The organism is Streptomyces hebeiensis (assembly GCF_052983195.1).
Map to the genome: position 1 here is coordinate 5,378,687 of NZ_CM129812.1, position 21,435 is coordinate 5,400,121.

A 21,435-nucleotide genomic window follows, 5' to 3' on the forward strand; every position below is an offset into this window, starting at 1 on the left:
TGAAAACACACGACCGCGAACTTCGAGGTGCGCACGTTGGCTTTCCAGATGCCGGACCGCGGCGGAGGCCCGACCGGGCCACGGATCAGAGTGGGCCGGCCGTCCCGTCGGGCCCGGACCCTGCTGATGACATTGGGCGTGCTGGCCGTGCTGGCCATGCTCTTCGTCATGTTCGCGGGGTTCTGGACCGACTGGCTCTGGTACCGCTCGGTGAAGTACTCATCGGTTTTCACCACCACCCTGTGGACCAAGATCGGTCTGTTCGCGGTCTTCGGACTGCTGATGGCGCTCACCGTGGGGCTGAACATCTGGCTGGCGCACCGGCTTCGGCCGCCGCTGAGCGCGATGTCGATGGAGCAGCAGAACCTCGACCGCTACCGGATGGGCATCGCCCCCTACAAGAAGTGGGTGCTGCTGGCGATCACCGCGCTCGTCGGGCTGATCGCGGGTGCCTCCGCCGCCGGCCAGTGGCGCACCTGGCTGATGTGGCTGAACGGGGTGCCCTTCGGGCAGAAGGACCCGCAGTTCAAGATGGACGTGGCCTTCTACGCGTTCGATCTGCCCTGGTACCGCTTCCTGCTCGCGTTCGGTTTCGCGGCCACGGTGCTGTCGCTGATCGCCGCCGCGCTGACCCACTACCTCTACGGCGGGCTGCGGGTCACGAGCCCGGGCGCGCGCGCCACGGGCGCCGCCACCGGCCACCTGTCGGTGCTGATCGGTGTGTTCGTGTCCCTGAAGGCCGTGGCGTACTGGCTCGACCGGTACGGCCTGGCCGTGAAGTCCAGTGACTTCAAGGCGGCGGGCAACTGGACGGGGCTGCGGTACGTCGACGCCAACGCGTACCTCCCGGCGAAGACGATCCTCTTCTGCATCGCCGTGATCTGCGCCCTGCTGTTCTTCGCGACGCTCTGGCGCCGCACCTGGCAGCTGCCGGTGATCGGCTTCGGGTTGATGGTGCTGTCCGCGATCCTGATCGGCGGGCTCTACCCGGCGATCGTGCAGAAGTTCCAGGTCGACCCCAACGAGCAGGCCAAGGAATCGCCGTACATCCAGAAGAACATCGACGCCACGCGCAGCGCGTACGGCATCGACGATGCCAGCGTGCAGGACTACGGCGGCAAGGGCGACCCGGACAAGAAGTCCGAGCAGCGCCAGGCGGCCGACACGGCGGCCAGTTACCGGCTGGTCGACCCGAATGTCGTCTCGCCGGCGTTCCAGCAGCTCCAGCAGGAGCGCAAGTACTACCAGTTCCCGTCCACGCTGGACGTCGACCGCTACAAGGACGCCGACGGCAAGCCGCAGGACACGGTCGTCGGTCTGCGTGAGCTGAACATCACCGGCATCCCGAAGCGGAACTGGATCAACGACCACTTCACGTACACCCACGGCTACGGTCTGATCACGGCCAAGGGCTCGAACACGGTGACCGACGAGAACGACGGCACGGTCGGCGCCCCGGACTTCACCGAGTCCGGACTGCCGACCTCCGGCCAGTTCAAGTCGTACGAGCAGCGCGTCTACTACGGCGAGAAGACCGAGCAGTACTCGATCGTGGGCGGGCCCCAGAAGGAGCTCGACTACGAGAAGAACGGCGAGCGGACCACCAGTTACCGGGGCAAGAGCGGGGTGGACCTGTCCAACCCGCTGAACCGCGCGGCCTACGCCGTCGCCTTCAGCGAGCCGCAGATGCTCTACTCCGGCGCCATCGGCGACGGTTCGCGGATCCTGTACAACCGCACGCCCAAGGAGCGCGTCGAGGCGGTCGCACCCTGGCTGACGATCGACGGTGACGCCTATCCGGCCGTGGTCGACGGGCGGATCAAGTGGATCGTCGACTCCTACACGACGACCAACGGCTATCCGTACGCGTCCCGTACGACCCTGGGCGACACGACGGCGGACTCGCTGACGGACAACCAGCGCGCGGTGGTCGCGCAGCAGAACCAGGTCAACTACATCCGCAACTCGGTGAAGGCGACCGTCGACGCCTATGACGGCACGGTCGAGCTGTACCAGTGGGACGAGAAGGACCCGGTCCTGAAGACCTGGATGAAGGCGTTCCCCGGTTCGGTCAAGCCGAAGTCCGACATCGCGCCCGACCTGATGGACCACCTGCGCTACCCGCAGGACATGTTCAAGGTGCAGCGCGAACTGCTCACCCGCTACCACGTCACGGATCCCGCGCAGTTCTACAGCGGCAGTGACGCGTGGCAGGTGCCGGACGACCCGACCACCAAGGACAGCAACTCGGTCCCGCCGTACTACCTCAGCCTGAAGATGCCGGGGCAGGACGATCAGAAGTTCTCGCTGACGACGACCTTCACTCCCAACGGGCGCCCCAACCTGGGCGCGTTCATGGCGGTGGACGCCGATGCCACGAGCCCTGACTACGGCAAGATCAGAGTCCTGAGGGTGACGTCCACCGTGCAGGGCCCGCAGCAGGTGCAGAGTGAGCTCAACGGTGTGCCGGAGGTCGCCGAGTTCGTGCGGAACCTGCGGGGAACCGACTCGGACATCGAGTACGGCAACCTGCTGACGGTGCCGCTCGAAGGCGGGTTCCTGTACATCGAGCCCGTGTACGCGCGCGGTGGCAGCGCCAACTACCCGCTCCTGAAGAAGGTGGCCGTGTCCTACGGCGGCAAGCCCGTCTTCAAGGACAGCCTGCCCGAGGCGCTGAACGCGGTGTTCGGGTCGGAAGGCGGGGAAACGACGCCTCCGCCGGGCGAGACGACCAAGCCGCCGGCCACCGGCGACAAGGCGCAGGCCCTCCAGCAGGCCATCGACGACGCCCAGAAGGCGTACGAGCAGGGCGAGGAGGCGCTGAAGAAGCAGGACTGGGAGGCGTACGGCAAGGCCCAGAAGGACCTCCAGGACGCCCTGGAGCGGGCCGCGCAGGCGGAGTCCGGTGCGGGGTCCGGCGGTTCGGGCCAGGGCGGTTCGGGCTCCGGCTCCGGTGCCGGTGACAAGGAGCCCGGCTCGGGCTCGGGCTCCGGTGACACGGGCTCCGGCGCCGGTTCCGGCTCGGCGTCCCAGGCGTCCGCACGGCCGTCCGAGGGAGCGCCCGAGCGGCCGTCCGAGGAGGCCGCGAGCGGCTGAACGAGCCCCACCCCGCGCCGTGATAGTGTTGCCGCACAACGACGCGGGGTGGAGCAGCTCGGTAGCTCGCTGGGCTCATAACCCAGAGGTCGCAGGTTCAAATCCTGTCCCCGCTACGGCGAGAACGAGGGCCCGGATCCATCAGGATCCGGGCCCTCGTCGTGTGTCCGCATCAAGTGCGTTTCGAGACCGCCCTCTTGGCCCCAGTCGTGTTTGACTTGTCTCTCTGTGGGCATGTCGACAAAACGCTGAAGTGATGTCGCGGGGGTGCGGTATACCAGCTGTACGTGGGTAGCAGGTGGTGCGACGATGGACAATATGGGGGATAGGGCAACTCTGTTGGAGACAGGGCGGTATGTGCGGCTGCACCTAGAAGAGCCTGCCGAGGCTGTTGAGACCACCAAGGCAACCGGGGCTGTCGGTACCCCCGGAACCGCCCCGGCCGCGAGTACCGCCGGCACCACCGATACCGCGGCCGGCCCGGATCCCGCCGGCACCGGCAGCGCCCTGCGCGCGGCCGACGCCGGGGACCCCGCGGACACCGAGGCCGAGACCGAGGCGCGCCACCGGCGCGCCGCCGACGCCGGGGACACGGCGTCGATGAGCGTGCTCGGCGCGCTCCTGCTGCGCCGGGGCGACCTGGACGCGGCCGAACCGTATCTGCGCTCCGCCACCTCCGCGGGCGAGCGTGCCGCCGCCAACAATCTCGGCGTCCTCCTGCACCAGCGCGGCTACAAGGACGAGGCGGCCGGCTGGTGGCGCGTCGCCGCCGTCGCCGGCTCCGCCGCCGCCGCGCACGCCCTCGGCCGCTACCACCGGGAGCTGGGCGACGATCCCGCCGCCGAGTACTGGCTGCGCCAGTCCGCCGAGCAGGGGCACGCGCTCGGTGCCTACGCGCTGGCCGAACTGCTGGAGCACCGCAGCGACGTCGGAGCGGAGCGGTGGCTGCGCGCCGCCGCCGAGCAGGGGCACCGTGAGGCGGCCTACCGCCTCGCCCGCTCGCTGGAGCGCCGTGCCCGCGAGGCGGCCCGCACCGGGGCCGACGCCGTCTACCGGCGAACGGCCCTCGGCGTCCGCCACGGGCACCAGGGTCCGGGCACCGCGCCGACCCGCTTCCCGGACACCGGCGCCCGACCGCGTTCCGGCCGGGTCCCGGGAAGCCGTGGCACCGCCGGCAAGGGCATCGACTGGGACACGGAGACCGGCCGGATGACCGGCGCGGGCCGCGACCAGGACACCGGTCACGGCAGCGGCACCCGTTGGCACACCGCGGCGCGCGGATCCCTCGGCGCCGGCACCGAAGCGGACACCGGCACCCGTGCGGGCACCGGCCCCGGCACCTCGTCCCCGTACCCGGGCGCGGGTACGGGGACGAGGTGGCGCGACCGTAACGGCGCGGGCCCCGACACGGGCACCGGCCGTCACACCGGCACGCGCCGGCGCCCGGACTCCGGTACGCGCTGGACCGCGGACGACACGGGCACGGACACGGGCACGAGCTGGGCGACCGGTACCGGCAGGACCGGCGGGGCCACGCCGGGCGACGTCGACTCCGGCACCAGGTGGACCACCGGCACCGGCGCGTGGTCCACCGGCACCGCCCTGCCCACCGCTTCCGCCCTCATCAGCGAGGCGGCGCAGTGGTACCGGCAGGCCGCCGCACGCGGGCACCGCCGCGCCGCGCTGCACCTCGGCGCGATCCTGGAGAAGCGCGGTGAGCTGAAGGAGGCCGGCCGCTGGTACCTCTCCTCCGCCAAGGAGGGCGAGCCCCGTGCCGCCTGCGCCCTCGGCTTCCTGCTGCGCGACGCGGGCGACGAGGAGAGCGCCGCCGTCTGGTGGCTGCGTGCCGCCCAGGAGGGCGACGGGAACGCCGCCAACGCGCTCGGGGCGCTGCACGCGGCCCGGGGCGAGCAGCAGACCGCCGAGCGCTGGTACCGCGCGGCCATGGACGCGGGCGACGTCAACGGCGCGTACAACCTGGGGCTGCTGTGCGCTGCCCAGGACCGCACGGCGCAGGCGGAGCAGTGGTACCGCCGCGCCGCCTACGCCGGGCACCGCGAGGCCGCCAACGCGCTCGCCGTCCTGCTGCTGCAGGCCGACGACCCGGTGGGCGCGGAGCCCTGGTTCTCCAAGGCCGCGGAGGCCGGCAGCGTGGACGCCGCGTTCAACCTCGGCATCCTGCACGCCGGACGCGACGACGATCGGACGGCTCTGTACTGGTACGAGCGCGCCGCGGCCGCCGGGCACACGGAGGCGGCCCTCCAGGTCGGCATCGCCTGCCTGCGGGACGGCGACGAGCAGTCGGCCGAGCGGCATCTCCGCTGCGCGGCCGGCGGCGGCAGCGCGGAGGCGGCCTTCCGGCTGGCCACCGTGCTCGACTCGCGCCGGCCGCCGCCCGGCGCGCCGGCGCTGGGTGAGCCGTACGGCGGCGTGAAGAGCGAGTGCGAGCAGTGGTACGAGCGCGCGGCCGAGCAGGGCCACCGCCGCGCCCAGGTGCGGTGCGGGATGCTCGCCGCCGAGCGCGGGGACATCGCCGACGCGGGCCGCTGGTACCGGGAGGCCGCGGAGGCGGGCAGCCGCAACGGCGCCTTCAACCTCGGCCTGCTGCTCGCGCGCGAGGGCGGCGAGCGCGAGGCCGCCCTGTGGTGGACCCGCGCCGCGCAGGCCGGGCACGGCCGGGCGGCCCTCCGCCTGGCGCTGCTCGCGGCCCGCAGGGGCGAGCTCAGCGAGGGCCAGCGCTGGTGCGCCCGGGCGGTCGAGCTGGGCCCGGCCGAGGTGGCGGAGCGCGCGGCCCGGCTGCGCGAAGCCCTCCACCAGGAGCTCACGGCATGAGGCGGCGGGGGCGGTAGGGGCCGCCGAGGGAGGTGGCAGCGGGACGGCCGCCGGTCACCGCCGCCTCGTGTCCGCCGCCTCGCGCGGAAGGAATTTGCACCGGTCGGTGGGTGTCACGTAGTGTTGCATTCACCGACGCGGGGTGGAGCAGCTCGGTAGCTCGCTGGGCTCATAACCCAGAGGTCGCAGGTTCAAATCCTGTCCCCGCTACTGAAACCGGAGGGCCGGATCTCGGAAGAGATCCGGCCCTCCGGCGTTTTTTCCGTATGTGCTCGGCTGTCGCCGCCCAGGCCCCCGGCCCCGGTGCGCGCGGGTGCCGGGGCCGGGGCGGGCGCCGGGATCAGGCCGAGGCGCACTCCGGACAGACGCCGCGGTACGTCACCTCGACGTTCGAGACCATGAACCCGAAACGCTCGCCGGCGGGCAGGTCGGACAGTGGGTCGCCCGTCGGGCGGACGTCGCGGATCGCGCCGCACCGGTCACAGACCAGGTGGTGATGCGGCCGGTGCGCGTTCGGGTCGTAGCGCTTGGCGCGGCGGTCCGTCGTCACCTCGATCACTTCGCCGAGCGTCACCATTTCGCCCAGCGTGTTGTAGACCGTCGCCCGGGAGATCTCCGGAAGCCTGGTCACGGCGCGCGCGTGCACCTCGTCGGCCGTCAGGTGTACGTGGTCCCCGTCGAGGACCTCGGCCACGACACGCCGCTGGGCGGTCATGCGCCAGCCGCGTCCGCGCAGGCGTTCCAACAGGTCACTCATGGAAACCAGCCTAGCAGTGAGGGGGCCCGGGCCCCGAACGAGTGTGACTTTGGATGTTCGCTTGACTTAGACAAAGTCCATTGTAGGATCGAGTTCGGCGCAAGCCAAGGGCACGAGCCAAGGGCCGGAACGGCCACAGACGACGCAGGAGGCGCACGTGACGCAGGGACCGCTCACCACGGAGGCCGGCGCGCCGGTCGCCGACAACCAGAACAGCGAGACGGCGGGCGTCGGTGGTCCCGTCCTGGTCCAGGACCAGGCTCTGCTGGAGAAGCTCGCGCACTTCAACCGTGAGCGCATCCCGGAGCGCGTCGTCCACGCCCGTGGGGCCGGGGCGTACGGCACCTTCACGCTGACCCGTGACGTCTCGCGGTGGACGCGTGCCGCGTTCCTCTCCGAGGTCGGCAAGCAGACCGAGACGTTCCTGCGTTTCTCCACCGTCGCGGGCAACCTCGGCGCGGCGGACGCGGTGCGCGACCCGCGCGGCTTCGCGCTGAAGTTCTACACCGAAGAGGGCAACTACGACCTCGTCGGCAACAACACCCCGGTGTTCTTCATCAAGGACGCCATCAAGTTCCCGGACTTCATCCACACCCAGAAGCGCGACCCGTACACCGGCTCGCAGGAGGCGGACAACGTCTGGGACTTCTGGGGCCTGTCGCCCGAGTCCACCCACCAGGTGACCTGGCTCTTCGGCGACCGCGGCATCCCGGCCTCGTACCGTCACATGGACGGCTTCGGCTCGCACACGTACCAGTGGAACAACGAGGCGGGCGAGGTCTTCTGGGTCAAGTACCACTTCAAGACCGACCAGGGCATCAAGAACCTGACCTCCGAGGAGGCCGCGGTCCTGGCCGGCCAGGACCCGGACTCGCACCAGCGCGACCTGCGCGAGGCCATCGAGCGCGGGGAGTTCCCGAGCTGGACGGTGCAGGTGCAGATCATGCCGGCGGAGGAGGCGGCGGCCTACCGCTTCAACCCGTTCGACCTGACCAAGGTCTGGCCGCACGCGGACTACCCGCCGATCGAGATCGGCAAGCTGGAGCTCAACCGCAACCCGGAGAACATCTTCGCCGAGGTCGAGCAGTCCATCTTCTCGCCGGCCCACTTCGTGCCGGGCATCGGCCCGTCCCCGGACAAGATGCTCCAGGGCCGCCTCTTCGCGTACGGCGACGCCCACCGCTACCGCGTGGGCGTCAACGCCGACCACCTGCCGGTGAACCGCCCGCACGCCACTTCGGCGCGCACCAACAGCCGTGACGGCTTCCTGTACGACGGCCGCCACAAGGGCGCGAAGAACTATGAGCCGAACAGCTTCGGCGGCCCCTTCCAGACGGACCGGGCGCTGTGGCAGCCGGTGCCCGTCACGGGTGGCACGGGCACCCACGAGGCCCCCCCGCACGCCGAGGACGACGACTTCGTGCAGGCGGGCAACCTGTACCGGTTGATGTCCGAGGACGAGAGGGAGCGTCTGATCGGGAACCTCGCCGGGTTCATCGCGAAGGTCTCGCGCGACGACATCGCCGAGCGCGCGGTGAACAACTTCCGCCAGGCGGACGGTGACTTCGGCAAGCGGCTGGAGACCGCGGTCCAGGCCCTGCGCGGCTGACGGCCCTCGCCGGGACGACAGGGGCCGGACCCTTCGGGGCCCGGCCCCGCGTCGTACGTCGTACGGGACTCATGCGCCCGTCCGGGGTGCTCACGGGCCTGGTGTGAGGCCCCTCAGCCGGTCAGTACCGCGGCCTCCCGCCGCGCCGGGGCCCAGCAGCGGATGATGTCGCGGACGGAGACGATGCCGACGGGCTCGTGGTCGCCCAGGACGATCAGATGCCGGAACCCGCCGTGCGACATGGCCGCCGCGGCTTCGGCCAGCGTCCACGAGGGGGCGGCGAAGACGACATCGTTCGTGGTGTGGGAGCCGGCGGTCTCGGTGTCGGGGCTCTGGCCCGCGCCGACCGAGTTGAGGATGTCCCGTTCGGTGAGGATGCCGATGCCGCAGTGGTCGGTGTCGAGGACGACGGCGGCGCCGACGCGGCGCGCCGACATCAGCCGGGCCGCCTGGCGGAGCGTGTGTGTGGGGCCGATGGTGAGGACCACCGAGCTCATGGCGTCGCGGACAAGCATGGGATGGGGCCACCTCCTGGGTGAAAGCGTCTTCCGGAACTCCTGGGGACGGGCGGGAGCGCCAGGAGAAACGTTTCACAAATTCACAAATGGGGGGACTCTCAGAGTGACACCGTTGGGGGAAGTCAACAAGGGGGCGGTAGGGGTAGCCCCGGAGCGTGCAAAAAGCCGACTAACAACCCCCGTGTTGGGGGCCTCGGTTCGCCTCGGGACCGGTGATCGGTAACCCCCGAAAGGGGCTGGGGCGTCTCGGTGACCGCCGCGGCACAGCCTCCCTTTCGACAGCGGCCGCGCCCCCTTCGGCGAACTCGCCGGCGGACGTGGGCACCCGGGGGTATCAGGCACCCCGGCGGGTGGGGACAGCCGGGACGTATCAGGTCCCTGTCCCCGTCCGCAGGTAGCCCAGCAGCTCCTCGTGCAGGATCCCGTTGGACGCCGCCGCGTTGCCGCTGTGCGGGCCCGGGGCGCCGTCGAGGCCGGTGAACGTGCCTCCCGCCTCCTGCACGACGATCGCCGGGGCCGCCATGTCCCACAGGGACAGCTCCGGCTCCGCGCACAGGTCCACCGAGCCCTCGGCGACCATCATGTACGGCCAGAAGTCGCCGTAGCCCCGGGTGCGCCAGCAGGCCCGGGTCAGGTCCAGGAAGCCGGGCAGTCGGCCCGTCTCCTCCCAGCCGCTCAGCGAGGAGTACGCGAACGAGGCGTCGCTGATCCGCGCGACCTTCGAGACGCCCAGCCGGGTCGCTGAGGACAGGCTGCGGCCCGTGTAGGCGCCCCCGCCCTTGGCGGCCCACCAGCGGCGGCCCAGCGCGGGGGCGGAGACCACGCCGACGACCGGCTCGTAGCCGCCCTCGCCCGCCACCATCAGGGAGATAAGGGTCGCCCAGACGGGCACGCCGCGGACGTAGTTCTTCGTGCCGTCGATGGGGTCGATGACCCAGCGGCGCGGGCCGGAGCCCTCGACGCCGTACTCCTCGCCCAGGATCGCGTCGCGCGGCCTGGCCCGCTGGAGGTTGCCGCGGATGAGTTCCTCGGCCGCCTTGTCGGCCTCGCTCACCGGAGTCATGTCCGGTTTCGTCTCGACCTTCAGGTCGAGGGCCTTGAACCGGTCCATCGTGGCGGCGTCGGCGGTGTCCGCCAGGACATGGGCGAGACGCAGGTCATCGTGGTAGTCGGGCATGGTCGTCACAGTATCCACCGCCGGCCGCGCGGGGCCACGGGGCCCGTTCCGGAGAGTGACCGGTTCCGGCGGGCGAGGTGTGTCCGGCTCCCCGGCCCAGGCCTCGCGCGCCATGGCTGATCCATGGCCTTGACAGTGCGCTACCGCCCGTCAACCCTGTGCCCAGGGCTCACCCGGTCCCCGAGGCGGCGACTATGTCTACTGCGTCTACTGCGCGTGAAGCTTTGCTCAGTGCTGCTCTCGCGGCGCTCACCGAGCTCCCCTGGTCCTCGGTGCGCATGGTCGACGTGGCGTCGGCGGCGGGGGTGTCCCGGCAGACCCTCTACAACGAGTTCGGCAGCAAGGACGGCCTCGCCCGCGCGCTGGTGCGCAGGGAGGCCGATCTCTATCTCCACGGGGTGGAACGGCTGCTGGACGGGGGCGAGGACCGCCCCGCTCCCGACCGGCTGGTGGCCCTGGCCGAGTGGACCGTGGGGCAGGCGAGGGCCCGGCCGCTGCTGCGGGCCCTGCTCACCGGGTGCTGGGGGGAGTGGCTGCCCGCGCCGCGCCCCGTGCGGGCCGGGGCCGCGCAGTCGCCCGTCCCGGCCCAGCGCCGGGCGGACGCCGGGGCACCCGCGACCACCGACCTGGTGGCGCTCGTACGGGACAGAACCGCGGCGGCGCTGCGTCACTCCCGTACGGGAGACCACGCACGTCCGGGAGATCGCTCGCGCACCGGCGACCGGTCCTGGGCCGCGGACGGGGTCCGGCCCACGGAGCACTCGCGGGCGGCGGACCGTACGGCGGAGCCCGCCCGCCTTCCCAGACGGCCGGTCCGGGGCCGGACGGCCCCCTCCCCGCCTCAGACACCGGCCCCGCCTCCGGCGGTTCTGGAGTCGGCCGGGAAGGACACGCCGGGTTCGTGGGGACCTCTCGGACACCAAGGGTCACAGGGGCAGCAAGGGCTACGAGGGCTGCAAGCGCTACAAGGGCAGCAAGAGGCTCAGGCGCCGCAAGGGGTTCAGGGAGCGCCAGGGACTCAGGGAGCGCCGGGGGCGGAGGGCTCGCTTTCTGGCCGGGCCGACCTGCTCCACCGCTGTGAGCTGGCCATACGGCTCGCCCTCGCTCATGTGATCGCGCCGGGCACGGAGCCGGTCGGGCCCTTCGTCCGTACGGCCGTCACCGCGCGGATCAGTGCGCCGACCCCGAGAGCTGGAGCCCGATGACGCCGACCACCACCAGGGAGATGGAGACGAGCTTGAGCGTGGACACCACGTCCCCGAGGAAGACCATCCCGTAGATCGCGGTACCCGCGGCGCCGATGCCCGTCCAGACCGCGTAGGCCGGACCCACGTCGAGCTTCTTCAACGAGAGCGTCAGCAGGCCGAAGCTGCCCAGCGCGAAGGCGGCGAAGGCGATCGTGGGCCACAGGCGGGTGAAACCGTGGGAGAGCTTGAGACAGACCGCGAAGCCCGTCTCCAGGAGACCGGCGACCACCACCAGCAGCCACGCCATTGTGCAAGACCTCCCCGTTCGTGACCGCTCGGTCCGTCCCGCCCGGTCCGATCGCCGACGTCCCGTTCGCTCCGTCCCGGCTGGGTGCGATTATGCCCTCACCAGCCCTTGGGGGCGGCGATCTCCGCGGTATTCGGTTTCAGTCGCCCTCGCGGCGCTCCCGCGTGGCGAGAAGGCGCCGCAGTGAGTAGAGCCTGGCGGGATCGGCGTGCCCCTCGGCCACCCAGTCGTCGAGCGCGCAGTCCGGTTCGTCGTGGCCGCACGCCCGCGGGCAGCCCTCCGTACCCGGTACGAGATCCGGGAAGGCGAGGATCACCCGGGACGGGTCGACGTGGTGCAGCCCGAAGGAGCGGATGCCCGGGGTGTCGATCACCCAGCCGTCACCCTTGGCCAGCGGCAGCGCGAGAGCGGAGGTGGTGGTGTGCCGACCGCGTCCCGTGACCGCGTTGACATGGCCGGTGACCCGCCGCCGGTCGTCCGGCACCAGCGCGTTGACCAGCGTGGTCTTGCCGACACCGGAGTGCCCGACGAAGGCGGTGACCCGGCCGTCGAGGTAGTCGCGCACGCGGTCCGCCGCATCCCCGCTCTCCAGCTCGTCCCGCCGGGTGACGACATAGCGGATGCCGAGGGGCCGGTACGTCTCCAGGAGGGCGTCGGGCGGGGCGAGATCGGACTTCGTCAGGACGAGCAGCGGTTCCAGCCCGCCGTCGTAGGCGGCGACCAGACAGCGGTCGATCAGCCGCGGGCGCGGTTCCGGGTCGGCGAGCGCGGTGACCACGGCGAGCTGGTCGGCGTTGGCGACGACGACGCGCTCGTAGGGGTCGTCGTCGTCCGCCGTGCGGCGCAGCACCGAGCGGCGCTTGCCGATCCGTACGATGCGCGCCAGCGTGTCCTTGCGGCCCGACAGGTCCCCGACGAGATCGACCTCGTCGCCCACCACGGCGGCCTTGCGGCCCAGTTCGCGGGCCTTCATCGCGATGACGGGCCGGTCCTCGACGAGGCAGGTGATCCGGCCGCGGTCGACGGTCAGCACCATGCCCTGGGACGCGTCCTCGTGCTTGGGCCGGATGTTCGTGCGCGGCCGGTTGCCCTTGGGGTTGGGGCGGGTGCGGATGTCGTCCTCGTCGGGGTTCTTGCCGTAGCGCCGCATGCCGTCAGGCTCCCGATCCCGCCAGCATGTCGGCCCACATCCGCGGGAAGTCGGGCAGGGTCTTGGCGGTCGTGCCGACGTTCTCGATCTCCACCCCGTCCACCACGAGCCCGATGATCGCGCCGGCCGTGGCCATGCGGTGGTCGTCGTAGGTGTGGAACACGCCTCCGCGCAGCGGGCGCGGGCGGATGTGCAGACCGTCGGCGGTCTCCGTCACATCCCCGCCCAGCCCGTTGATCTCCTTCGTCAGCGCGGCGAGGCGGTCCGTCTCGTGCAGCCGCAGATGGGCGACGCCGCGCAGGGTGGAGGGCGAGTCGGCGAGCGCGGCGACCGCCGCGACACCGGGCGTCAGCTCGCCCACCTCGCTCAGGTCCACGTCGATCCCGCGGATCCGGCCCGTCCCCGTGAAGGTGAGGCTGGAGCCGCCCGCCGTCACGCTGAACTCGCAGGAACCGCCCATCTCGGTGAAGATCTCGCGCAGCGCGTCGCCCGGCTGCGTGGTGCGCTCGGGCCAGTCCGGGACGGTGACCCGGCCGCCGGTCACCAGCGCGGCGGCGAGGAACGGCTGGGCGTTGGACAGGTCCGGCTCCACGGTCAGATCGCGCCCCAGCAGCGCGCTGGGGGAGACCCGCCAGACGTTCGGCTCGCCGCCGGTCTCGGGCTCGTCCACCTGCGCGCCGACGCCGCGCAGCATGTCGACGGTCATCCGGATGTGCGGCAGGGAGGGCAGTACGGCGCCCACGTGCCGCACCTCCACGCCCTGGTTGAAGCGCGCGCCGGAGAGCAGCAGCGCCGAGACGAACTGGGAGGACGCGGAGGCGTCGATCTCCACCGGACCGCCGTCCAGGGCGCCGCCGCCGTGCACGGTCAGGGGGAGCGCGCCCCGGTTGTCGTCGTCGATCCGCGCGCCCAGGGCGCGCAGGGCGTGGATGACGCTGTGCAGGGGGCGTTCGTACGACCGCGGGTCGCCGTCGAAGCGGACGGTGCCGTCGGCGAGCGTCGCGACCGGGGGCAGGAAGCGCATCACCGTACCGGCGTTGCCCACGTCGACCGCGGCCGGCCCGTGCAGCCCGGAGGGGATGACCCGCCATGCCTCGCCGGTGCCGGTGGGCTCGGGGCCGGAGCCCATGCCGCCGGTGGTGGCCGCGCTGGACGACGAGACGGTCTCCTCGATGCCCACTCCCATGGCCCGCAGCGCGTCGGCCATCAGGAGCGTGTCGCGGGAGCGCAGCGGGCGGCGCAGCCAGCCGGGCTCGGCGGCGAGCGCGGCGAGGACGAGGCCACGGTTGGTGACCGATTTCGATCCGGGCACGGTGACCGTCGCCTCGACGGCCCCCTTCGCGTGGGGGGCGGGCCAGAGGGCGGGCTGCACGGACCCGGCGGGCTGCACGGAGCTTTCGGTCATGGCCTTTACTTTAGTGGTTCCCGGATCGCCGCGATCGTGATCAATTGCGGGGAAACAGGGGCGTAATCAGTGAGTGGTAGAGGGTGGGCGGTGGCCGCCGGGCGTGCGGTCACAGCCCGAGCAGCCAGCGGCCGCCGCCGATCAGCGAGCAGAGCGACACCGCGTGGAAGAGGAACAGCCACAGCGCGGGCGGGACATGCGTCAGCCGGCCCAGCTGGTCGGCGTCCGAGTCCCCCGCGTGACCGTACCGGCGCTTGGACTGGAGCTCGAACGCCGGGCGCACGCCTCCCAGCAGCAGGAACCAGACACAGGCGTACGCGAACGCCGCCTGCACGTCCGGGCCGGTCAGCCAGGATATGAGCAGGAAGGCGGCGCCGGTGAGGATCACGGTGAGCGCCCCGTACGCATTCCGGATCATCACCAGCATCGCCAGCAGCAGGGCTGTCGTCACCCACAGCAGCAGCGTGATGTGGTGCGCGGCCAGCAGCCAGGCGCCGCCGAGGCCCAGCAGCGGCGGAGCGGTGTAGCCGGCCGCCGCGGTGAGGATCATGCCGAGGCCGGTCGGCTTGCCACGGCTGACGGTCAGGCCCGAGGTGTCCGAGTGCAGCCGGATGCCGTCGAGCCGGCGCCCGGTGACCAGGGCGATCAGTCCGTGGCCGCCCTCGTGGGCGATGGTGATCGCGTTACGGGAGAGCCGCCACAGCGGGCGCGGGACGACGACGAGGAGTGCGACGGCGGCGGTCACGTACACCAGCCAGGCCTCAGGGGCGGGCTGTGTTCCGAAGACGCGGGCCCACAGATCTCCGATCGGGGTGGTGTCGATACTGACCATGTGTCGGGCGTGCTCCTCACCTGTGTGCGTCACCTGTGTGCGCGTCGTGGCAGTGTGGCATCCATGTGCGGACGTTATGCGGCGAGCCGGAGACCCGAAGACCTCACCGGCCTGTTCGGGGTGGAGAAGTGGGAGCCCGAGGAGACCCTCGCCCCGGACTGGAACGTGGCCCCGACGAAGGAGGTCTTCGCGGTTCTGGAGCGTCCGTCGAAAGACGCGGCCGAGCCCCGTCCGGTTCGCCAGCTTCGGATACTCACCTGGGGCCTCGTACCGTCCTGGGCGAAGACCCCCGAGGGCGGGGCGCGGATGATCAACGCGCGGGCGGAGACCGTGCACGAGAAGCCGTCGTTCCGCAGGGCCTTCGCCTCCCGGCGCTGCATCCTGCCCGCCGACGGGTACTACGAGTGGGTCACCGGCTCCGACGAGCGGCGGCTGGAGGAGCGGGGCAAGCGGAAGCGCCCGCGCAAGCAGCCCTATTTCGTCACTCCGGCCGACGGTTCCGTCATGGCGATGGCGGGCCTGTACGAGTTCTGGCGCGACCGGACCCTGCCGGACGAGCATCCGCGGGCCTGGTGGGCGACCTGCTCGGTGATCACCACGGAGGCGGAGGCCACCCCGCTGGGCGTGGCCCCGGCCGAGGGGCCCGCGTCCCTGGCCGACATCCATCCGCGGATGCCGCTGATGCTGACGCCGGACCGCTGGGACGACTGGCTGGACCCGTCCCGTACGGACCCGGACGACCTGCGGGAACTGCTCGCGCCACCGCCGGCCGGACTGATGCGGGCCTATCCGGTGACGACCGCCGTCAGCGATGTCCGCAACAACGGCCCCGAGCTGCTGGCGGAACTGCCGGCTCCGGAGGAGGCCACGCTGTTCTGACGGCGGTGTCCGTGTGCGTGTGGTGCGTGCGGCGCTTCGTCGGCGGTACGTCGGCGGTGCTCCGACGACGGCCTCGGTGGGCGCCCTGTGGCGGCGGGGTGTGTGCGGGCGCCCCCGGGGCGCGCCACCCGGCAGGATGGCCGTGTGACGAGCGAGACAGCAGGCGAGAGCGGGAAGGCGGCCGGCGGGCGGTCGGAGCCGCAGCCCACTGACACCGACACCCCCGAGCCCGACACCCCCGAGCCCGACACCCCCGAGAGCGACACTCCCGACACCGAGACCCCTGACACCGAGACCCCTGACACCCCCGTGGGACCGGCCCGGATCACCTGGCACCGGGCGGCGCGCCCCCGGCTGGTCCTGGCCCTGGGGCACGGCGCGGGCGGCGGCATCGAGGCGCGCGACCTGGTGGCCCTCGCCGGGGCGCTGCCCCCGCTCGGGGTGACCGTGGCGCTGGTGGAACAGCCCTGGCGGGTGGCGGGGAAGAAGCTGGGGCCCGCGCCCAAGACCCTCGACAACGCCTGGCGGGCGCTGTGGCCCGCCCTGGAGCGAACGGGCCTGCCGGTGGTGGCGGGCGGGCGCAGCGCGGGGGCGCGCGTGGCCTGCCGCACGGCGCGCGAGCTGGGCGCACGGGCCGTCCTCGCGCTGAGCTTCCCGCTGCATCCCCCGGGCAGGCCCGAGAAGTCCCGGGCAGCCGAGCTGCTGGGGGCGGGCGTACGGGCCCTGGTCGTCCAGGGCGGGAACGACCCGTTCGGGAAGCCCGCCGAATTCCCCGACGAGGCCGGGTACGAGCTGGTGGAGGTGGCGTACGGCGATCACGGGTTCGCCGTACCGAAGAAGGCACCGCTCGGCCAGGACGAGGCGCTGCGGGTCATCACGGGCGCGGTGGCCGCCTGGCTCGACGGCCTGTAGAGGCGCGAGGGTCCCGAGCCGCCGGGGGCCCGACGGCCTCCAGGGTTTCGGCGGGCAGCCCGGCCCGGGCGGCCCCCGCGGTGCGGCTCGGCACCGGGAATGTTACGGGCGGGGTCCCTGTTGTGCTGATCGTCGGTACCGGAATCGGTATCGGCTTCGGCAGGCAGGAAAACGAAAGGGAGTCCGTCGTATGGGTTCGACCATGTGCCCGCGTCGTTCGGAAGCCGCTGACCTGGAATGGACGGTGCTTTCCGCGGGCAGGAGCGCTTCCGCCCGGACGTCCGGCGGGGCGAACCGAGAGGCCTCCGGACAGCAAGGTCGACTATTCTCCGACTCACGTGGGTCCGCTTTCGGCCCCGCCACAGCGTTGGAGGAGGTGGGTCAGGTCACTGGGAGCGACGGAGCGACCGACGACGGCCGCGGCGAGATCGAAGAGACGGCAGAGGCGACCGAGACGACCGCCGAGCGCAACGCGCGGTTCGAGCGGGACGCCCTGGGCTACCTCGACCAGATGTACTCGGCGGCGCTGCGCATGACGCGCAACCCGGCGGACGCCGAGGACCTGGTGCAGGAGACCTACGCCAAGGCGTACGGCTCCTTCCACCAGTTCCGCGAGGGCACGAACCTCAAGGCGTGGATGTACCGCATCCTCACGAACACCTTCATCAACTCGTACCGCAAGAAGCAGCGGGAGCCTCAGCGCAGTGCCGCCGAGGAGATCGAGGACTGGCAGCTGGCGCGCGCCGAGTCGCACATGTCGACCGGTCTGCGGTCCGCCGAGTCGCAGGCTCTCGACCACCTGCCGGACTCTGATGTGAAGGAAGCGCTCCAGGCGATTCCCGAGGAGTTCCGCATCGCCGTGTACCTCGCCGATGTCGAGGGGTTTGCCTACAAGGAGATCGCGGACATCATGGGGACACCCATCGGTACGGTCATGTCGCGACTGCACCGCGGCCGCCGTCAGTTGCGCGGCATGCTGGAGGACTACGCCCGTGACCGCGGGCTGGTTCCGGCGGGTGTCGGAGAGTCGTCGAACGACGGGAAAGGCTCGGGCTCATGAGCTGCGGAGAGCCGCACGAGACGGATTGCGCCGAGGTTCTCGACCACCTCTACGAGTTCCTCGATCATGAGATGCCCGACAGCGACTGCACCAAGTTCGAGGTGCACTTCGAGGAGTGCTCGCCGTGCCTGGAGAAGTACGGCTTGGAGCAGGCCGTGAAGAAGCTGGTCAAGCGGTGCTGCGGGCATGACGACGTGCCGGCCGACCTGAGGTCCAAGGTGATGGGCCGGATCGAACTGATCAGGGCGGGGCAGACCGTGCCCGAGCATGACGTGACCGCGACAACGGGCGTCGATTTCCCGGCGTCGCCCGGGGAACGGGGCACGGGCGCGGCGTAACGGGGGCGCGGGCACGGTGTAACGGGCCGCGGGGCGCGTGCAGCGGCGTGTGACAGGGGCGGATCGCATCGTGTGCGGTCCGCCCCTTCCGCGTGTCCGTCCCCACTCCGCCGCTGTTCGCCGGCGTGCCGTCCCGCCGCATGCCGTCTTCTGTGCGCCGTCTTCGCCGTCTTCTGTGCCCTGTCTTCTCCACGACGTTGTTGTGCTTATAGCACCGCATGTCGCGGTGTATGTCACTCGAAGGTGCTAATCACCGCTGTACACCGGTTCCTGATCGCACAACTCGCTAGCCTGACCGTCTGTTTGGGCCCGGCCGAGAGGGGCGAGGACGCGTGAGGGCCATTCCGGGCGTGGCACGGGCGTACATCCTGCTCACCGCCGTATGCGCCGCGGCCTGTGCCGGACCGGCGCTGCGCCCCGGCACACCCTGGGGGACGGTGGCCCTGCTCGCCGCCCTCTACGCGATCTGCGAGCTGCCCGTACGCCGTCGGCTCCTGGGGCGGGTGCTCGGCGGCGCGGCGCCGGTCATGACCGGCGCGTTCTTTCCCGTCCTGCTCGCGGCGGCCTTCCTGCTGCCGTCCGCCGCCGCGGCGCTCGTGGCCGTGCCCGGGGCGCTCCTCGGCCGCGTCGAGCGGCGGCCGAAGGGCGCCCGGCGTCTCTGGCGGGCCGCACAGCTCTCCGTCGCCACCTGGGCGGCCGCCCGGGCACAGGCGCTGTGCGGCGGGCCGCCTCCGCTCGGCGGAGACGGCGACGGCGCCGCGGTGCCCGACTTCCCGTACGTCCTGCTGCCCACGGCCGCCGCCGCGCTGACCTTCTGGGCGGTGCTGACCACGCTGGACCGCGGCATCCTCGTCACCGCGGAACGGATGCCCCCGGCCGCCGCCCGGCGCGGGCCGCTGTTGCACTCGCTCGTCCCGCACGGCGTGCACGCGCTCGCCGGGCTGATGATGGCGGTGCTCTGGCGCGGTCCCTACGGCCCGTTGTCCGCGTTCTTCGTGCTGCTCCCCATGTACATCTCGTGCTGGGTCCTCGCCCAGTACCACCACGAGCGCGCCGCCCACCAGGCCACCATCAGGGCGCTGGTCCAGGCGGTCGACATCAAGGACGCGTACACGCGCGGGCACAGCGAGCGCGTGGGCCACGCCTCCGTACTGATCGCCCGCGAGCTGGGCATGGGGAGGGGGCGGATCGAGATGCTCCGCTTCGCCGGGATCCTGCACGATGTCGGCAAGCTCGGCGTGCCGACCCGGGTGCTGCGCAAGGACGGCCCGCTGACGCCGGAGGAGCGGCGGGTGATCGAACTGCATCCCGAGTACGGGCACGAGATGGTGCGCGGAATCGACTTCCTGGGCGAGGCGCGGGCGGCGATCCTGCACCACCACGAACGGCTGGACGGCAGCGGCTATCCGCACGGCCTCGCGGGGCGCCGGATCCCCGAGTCCGCGCGGGTGGTCGCGGTGGCGGACGCCTTCGACGCGATGACCTCGACCCGCTCCTACCGGCGGGGGCGCCCGGTGGCCGCGGCGGTGGCGGAGCTCCAACGGTGCGCGGGGACGCAGTTCGACCCGGAAATGGTGGGGGCGCTGGCGCGGGCGCTGGACCGGCACGGCTGGCGGCCGGAGGTGACGGCGGACGAACCGCGGGGCGCGGGGCCGGTGCCGGGATCGGGCGGGGCAGTCTGGACTGTCGGGGGAGTGGGAGCCGTGGGGAGCGATCGGTACGGCGGGTCCGGACGGGCCGGGGGGCCGAGAGGAAACGTCCCGGCGGACTGTGCCGCTCCCGGGGTGGCCGAGGACCGCCGCGCCGTCCGCGGCGGCGCGGCGGTCGCGGACGACGGTCGCGCCGGGAACGGCGACGCGGCGGCGAACAGCGGTGCCGCCGGGGACAGCGGTCCGGCCGAGGACATCGGTGCCGTCCGGAACGGTGGCGCGGCCCGGAGCGACGGGGCGGCCAGGGGCGGTGACGCGGTCGCGGCCCGTCGTACGGCGGCGGGCGGACCCGCTCCCCACGGAGGACCGCGATGAGCGCCGCCCTGCTCGGGACGGTGCCCCGGCGCGGGCGCCGGCGCGCTGTCCTCACGGTCGTCACCGTCCTCACCCCGCTCGGCGTGTACTGCGCCGCCGGCGCGCTCGCCGTCGCCGCGCTCACGCACACCCTCCGGTACGGGCTCGTCGAATCCCGGGCCGCCCTCGCCTTCGGCGTACTGATCGCCCTCGGTGAGCTGGTCCGCGGCGGCGCGCTTCCCGGGGAGCGGGAGCCCGCGCCCCTCGGCGCCGCCGGGGCCCTCGCGTACACCCTGCTCGGTCAGAACGCCGGGCAGCCGACCGGGCACGGCGTGTTCCAGACCGTCGCCGTCGTCCTGGTGGGCTCCCTCGCCGGCGCCGCGCCGCACGCCGTCCGGAGCCGTGGACGTGGCCTCGACCACCTGGCGCGACGGCTGATCGCCGTCGGGTTCGCCGCGGTGTGCTGCCGGCCGCTGTACGGCGCGGCCGGTCTGCGGGAACGGTTCGGCGAGGGCCCCGGCCATGCCGCCGTGCTGCTTCTGCTGCCGGCCCTGACCGCGCTCTGCGATACCGTACTCACCGCGCTCCTGCTGCGCGCCCGCACCCGCCACCCCTACGGGCCGCTGCTCCGCGACGAGCTCAGGGCGCTGCCGCACCTCGGTTCCGCGGTCTGCGCGACGAGCGTGGTGATCGCGCTCGGCGTCGCCGTCGCCGGGCTCTGGGCGCTGCCGGTGTGCTGTGTCCCCCTGCTGGTGACCCAGCTGTCCTTCCGGCGGTACGCCGCGGTGCGCGCGACGTACCGCCAGACCATCGCGTCGCTGGCGCGGGCCACGGAGATCGCCGGCCACACCCCCGAGGGCCATGCCCGCAGGGTCGCCGACCTCAGTCTGGCCGTGGGCCGTGAGCTGGGACTCTCGGGGACCGAGCTGACGGTCCTGGAATACGCGGCCCTCATGCACGACATCGGCCAGCTCTCCCTGGTGGACCCCGTTCCGAAGGGCGCCACAGCCCTCCTGCCCGTCGTCGAACAGCGGCGCATCGCCCTGCTCGGCGGCGCGGTGGTCCGGCAGACGGGAGTCCCCGCCGCGGTGGCGGTGGTGGTGGAGCGGCAGGCCGACCCGTACCGGGAACAGCCGTTGCCGGCCCGGATTGTCCGCGTCGTCAATGCGTACGACGACCTGGCCGGGGAATGTGCCTCAGCGAGCGGCCCGCTCAGCGCGCTGGAGCGGCTGCGCCTCGGGACGGGGTACGACTATCAGCCCGAGGTGGTGGAATCTCTTGCGCGCGTCCTGTCCCGAGGCGGTCCGGCCCCAGGTGGGACGGGTTGACCCATGGGTAATGAGCGGGCGTCCGACCGAGCATGGTTGGATGCG

Annotated in this window: 15 protein-coding genes, 2 tRNA genes and 2 pseudogenes; 12 read left to right on the forward strand and 7 right to left on the reverse strand. The window is 72.3% G+C overall.

Translation table 11 applies throughout. The features are described from left to right. The first annotated feature begins 48 nt into the window (after window positions 1-48). From ACU6P3_RS23155 to ACU6P3_RS23170, 4 genes are all read left to right on the forward strand, one after another. Window positions 49-3,096: a UPF0182 family membrane protein gene (locus tag ACU6P3_RS23155; protein ID WP_447198027.1), complete on the forward strand. Its 3,048-nt coding sequence runs from the start codon at window positions 49-51 to the stop codon at window positions 3,094-3,096. Window positions 3,097-3,138: 42 nt separating this feature from the next. Continuing rightward, window positions 3,139-3,212 (forward strand) — tRNA-Met (locus ACU6P3_RS23160). A 202-nt stretch (window positions 3,213-3,414) separates the two neighbouring features. Continuing rightward, window positions 3,415-5,928 (forward strand): tetratricopeptide repeat protein, encoded by a 2,514-nt coding sequence (locus tag ACU6P3_RS23165; protein ID WP_447193943.1) that lies wholly within the window; start codon window positions 3,415-3,417, stop codon window positions 5,926-5,928. A gap of 136 nt (window positions 5,929-6,064) precedes the next feature. After that, window positions 6,065-6,138: transfer RNA gene (locus ACU6P3_RS23170), tRNA-Met, on the forward strand. A gap of 130 nt (window positions 6,139-6,268) precedes the next feature. Here ACU6P3_RS23170 and ACU6P3_RS23175 read toward each other — a convergent pair. Beyond that, window positions 6,269-6,685 (reverse strand): Fur family transcriptional regulator, encoded by a 417-nt coding sequence (locus ACU6P3_RS23175; RefSeq protein WP_447193944.1) that lies wholly within the window; start codon window positions 6,683-6,685, stop codon window positions 6,269-6,271. Between the two features lie 157 nt (window positions 6,686-6,842). On the opposite strand from ACU6P3_RS23175, the gene ACU6P3_RS23180 reads away from it, so the two are divergent. Beyond that, the gene (locus ACU6P3_RS23180; RefSeq protein ID WP_447193945.1) at window positions 6,843-8,294 is read left to right on the forward strand and encodes a catalase; all 1,452 of its coding nucleotides are present in this window, start codon (window positions 6,843-6,845) and stop codon (window positions 8,292-8,294) included. A 113-nt stretch (window positions 8,295-8,407) separates the two neighbouring features. On the opposite strand, the gene ACU6P3_RS23185 is transcribed toward ACU6P3_RS23180, so the two are convergent. Together ACU6P3_RS23185 and hisN are read right to left on the reverse strand one after the other, a co-directional pair. Then, the gene (locus ACU6P3_RS23185; protein WP_030754964.1) at window positions 8,408-8,809 is read right to left on the reverse strand and encodes a CBS domain-containing protein; all 402 of its coding nucleotides are present in this window, start codon (window positions 8,807-8,809) and stop codon (window positions 8,408-8,410) included. A gap of 373 nt (window positions 8,810-9,182) precedes the next feature. Further along, on the reverse strand, window positions 9,183-9,989 hold the full coding sequence (gene hisN, locus ACU6P3_RS23190; protein WP_447193946.1) for a histidinol-phosphatase: 807 nt from the start codon (window positions 9,987-9,989) through the stop codon (window positions 9,183-9,185). Between the two features lie 194 nt (window positions 9,990-10,183). Here hisN and ACU6P3_RS23195 point away from each other — a divergent pair. Then, window positions 10,184-10,663, forward strand: a pseudogene (locus tag ACU6P3_RS23195) (TetR/AcrR family transcriptional regulator); the annotation flags it as partial. A 496-nt stretch (window positions 10,664-11,159) separates the two neighbouring features. On the opposite strand, the gene ACU6P3_RS23200 reads toward ACU6P3_RS23195, so the two are convergent. From ACU6P3_RS23200 to ACU6P3_RS23215, 4 genes are all read right to left on the reverse strand, one after another. Then, complete coding sequence (locus ACU6P3_RS23200) at window positions 11,160-11,483, reverse strand: DMT family transporter (protein WP_447193947.1); 324 nt, start codon at window positions 11,481-11,483, stop codon at window positions 11,160-11,162. 139 nt (window positions 11,484-11,622) lie between these two features. Continuing rightward, complete coding sequence (gene rsgA / locus ACU6P3_RS23205; RefSeq protein WP_447193948.1) at window positions 11,623-12,633, reverse strand: ribosome small subunit-dependent GTPase A; 1,011 nt, start codon at window positions 12,631-12,633, stop codon at window positions 11,623-11,625. Between the two features lie 4 nt (window positions 12,634-12,637). Then, window positions 12,638-14,038 carry a 3-phosphoshikimate 1-carboxyvinyltransferase gene (gene aroA, locus ACU6P3_RS23210; RefSeq protein ID WP_447193949.1) on the reverse strand — a complete coding sequence of 467 codons (1,401 nt, stop codon included), beginning with the start codon at window positions 14,036-14,038 and terminating at the stop codon, window positions 12,638-12,640. Between the two features lie 109 nt (window positions 14,039-14,147). Continuing rightward, window positions 14,148-14,870, reverse strand: coding sequence for a M50 family metallopeptidase (locus ACU6P3_RS23215; protein ID WP_420707799.1), 723 nt, complete (start codon window positions 14,868-14,870; stop codon window positions 14,148-14,150). A 63-nt stretch (window positions 14,871-14,933) separates the two neighbouring features. Between ACU6P3_RS23215 and ACU6P3_RS23220 the strand changes: the two genes are divergently transcribed. From ACU6P3_RS23220 to ACU6P3_RS23245, 6 genes and pseudogenes are all read left to right on the forward strand, one after another. Beyond that, on the forward strand, window positions 14,934-15,749 hold the full coding sequence (locus ACU6P3_RS23220; protein ID WP_447193950.1) for an SOS response-associated peptidase: 816 nt from the start codon (window positions 14,934-14,936) through the stop codon (window positions 15,747-15,749). A gap of 309 nt (window positions 15,750-16,058) precedes the next feature. After that, window positions 16,059-16,661 (forward strand): alpha/beta hydrolase family protein, encoded by a 603-nt coding sequence (locus tag ACU6P3_RS23225; RefSeq protein ID WP_447198028.1) that lies wholly within the window; start codon window positions 16,059-16,061, stop codon window positions 16,659-16,661. 376 nt (window positions 16,662-17,037) lie between these two features. After that, a complete protein-coding gene (locus ACU6P3_RS23230) occupies window positions 17,038-17,721 on the forward strand; it encodes a sigma-70 family RNA polymerase sigma factor (RefSeq protein ID WP_030754214.1) in 684 nt (227 codons plus the stop codon). Beyond that, entirely contained in the window at window positions 17,718-18,059 is a 342-nt protein-coding gene (rsrA, locus tag ACU6P3_RS23235) for a mycothiol system anti-sigma-R factor (RefSeq protein WP_447193951.1), read from the forward strand. Before ACU6P3_RS23230 ends, rsrA begins: the two co-directional genes overlap by 4 nt. A 332-nt stretch (window positions 18,060-18,391) precedes the next feature. Next, a pseudogene (locus tag ACU6P3_RS23240) lies at window positions 18,392-19,735 on the forward strand (HD-GYP domain-containing protein); the annotation flags it as partial. Window positions 19,736-20,079: 344 nt separating this feature from the next. Next, the gene (locus ACU6P3_RS23245) at window positions 20,080-21,390 is read left to right on the forward strand and encodes an HD-GYP domain-containing protein (RefSeq protein WP_447193952.1); all 1,311 of its coding nucleotides are present in this window, start codon (window positions 20,080-20,082) and stop codon (window positions 21,388-21,390) included. The last annotated feature ends 45 nt before the right edge of the window (window positions 21,391-21,435 follow it).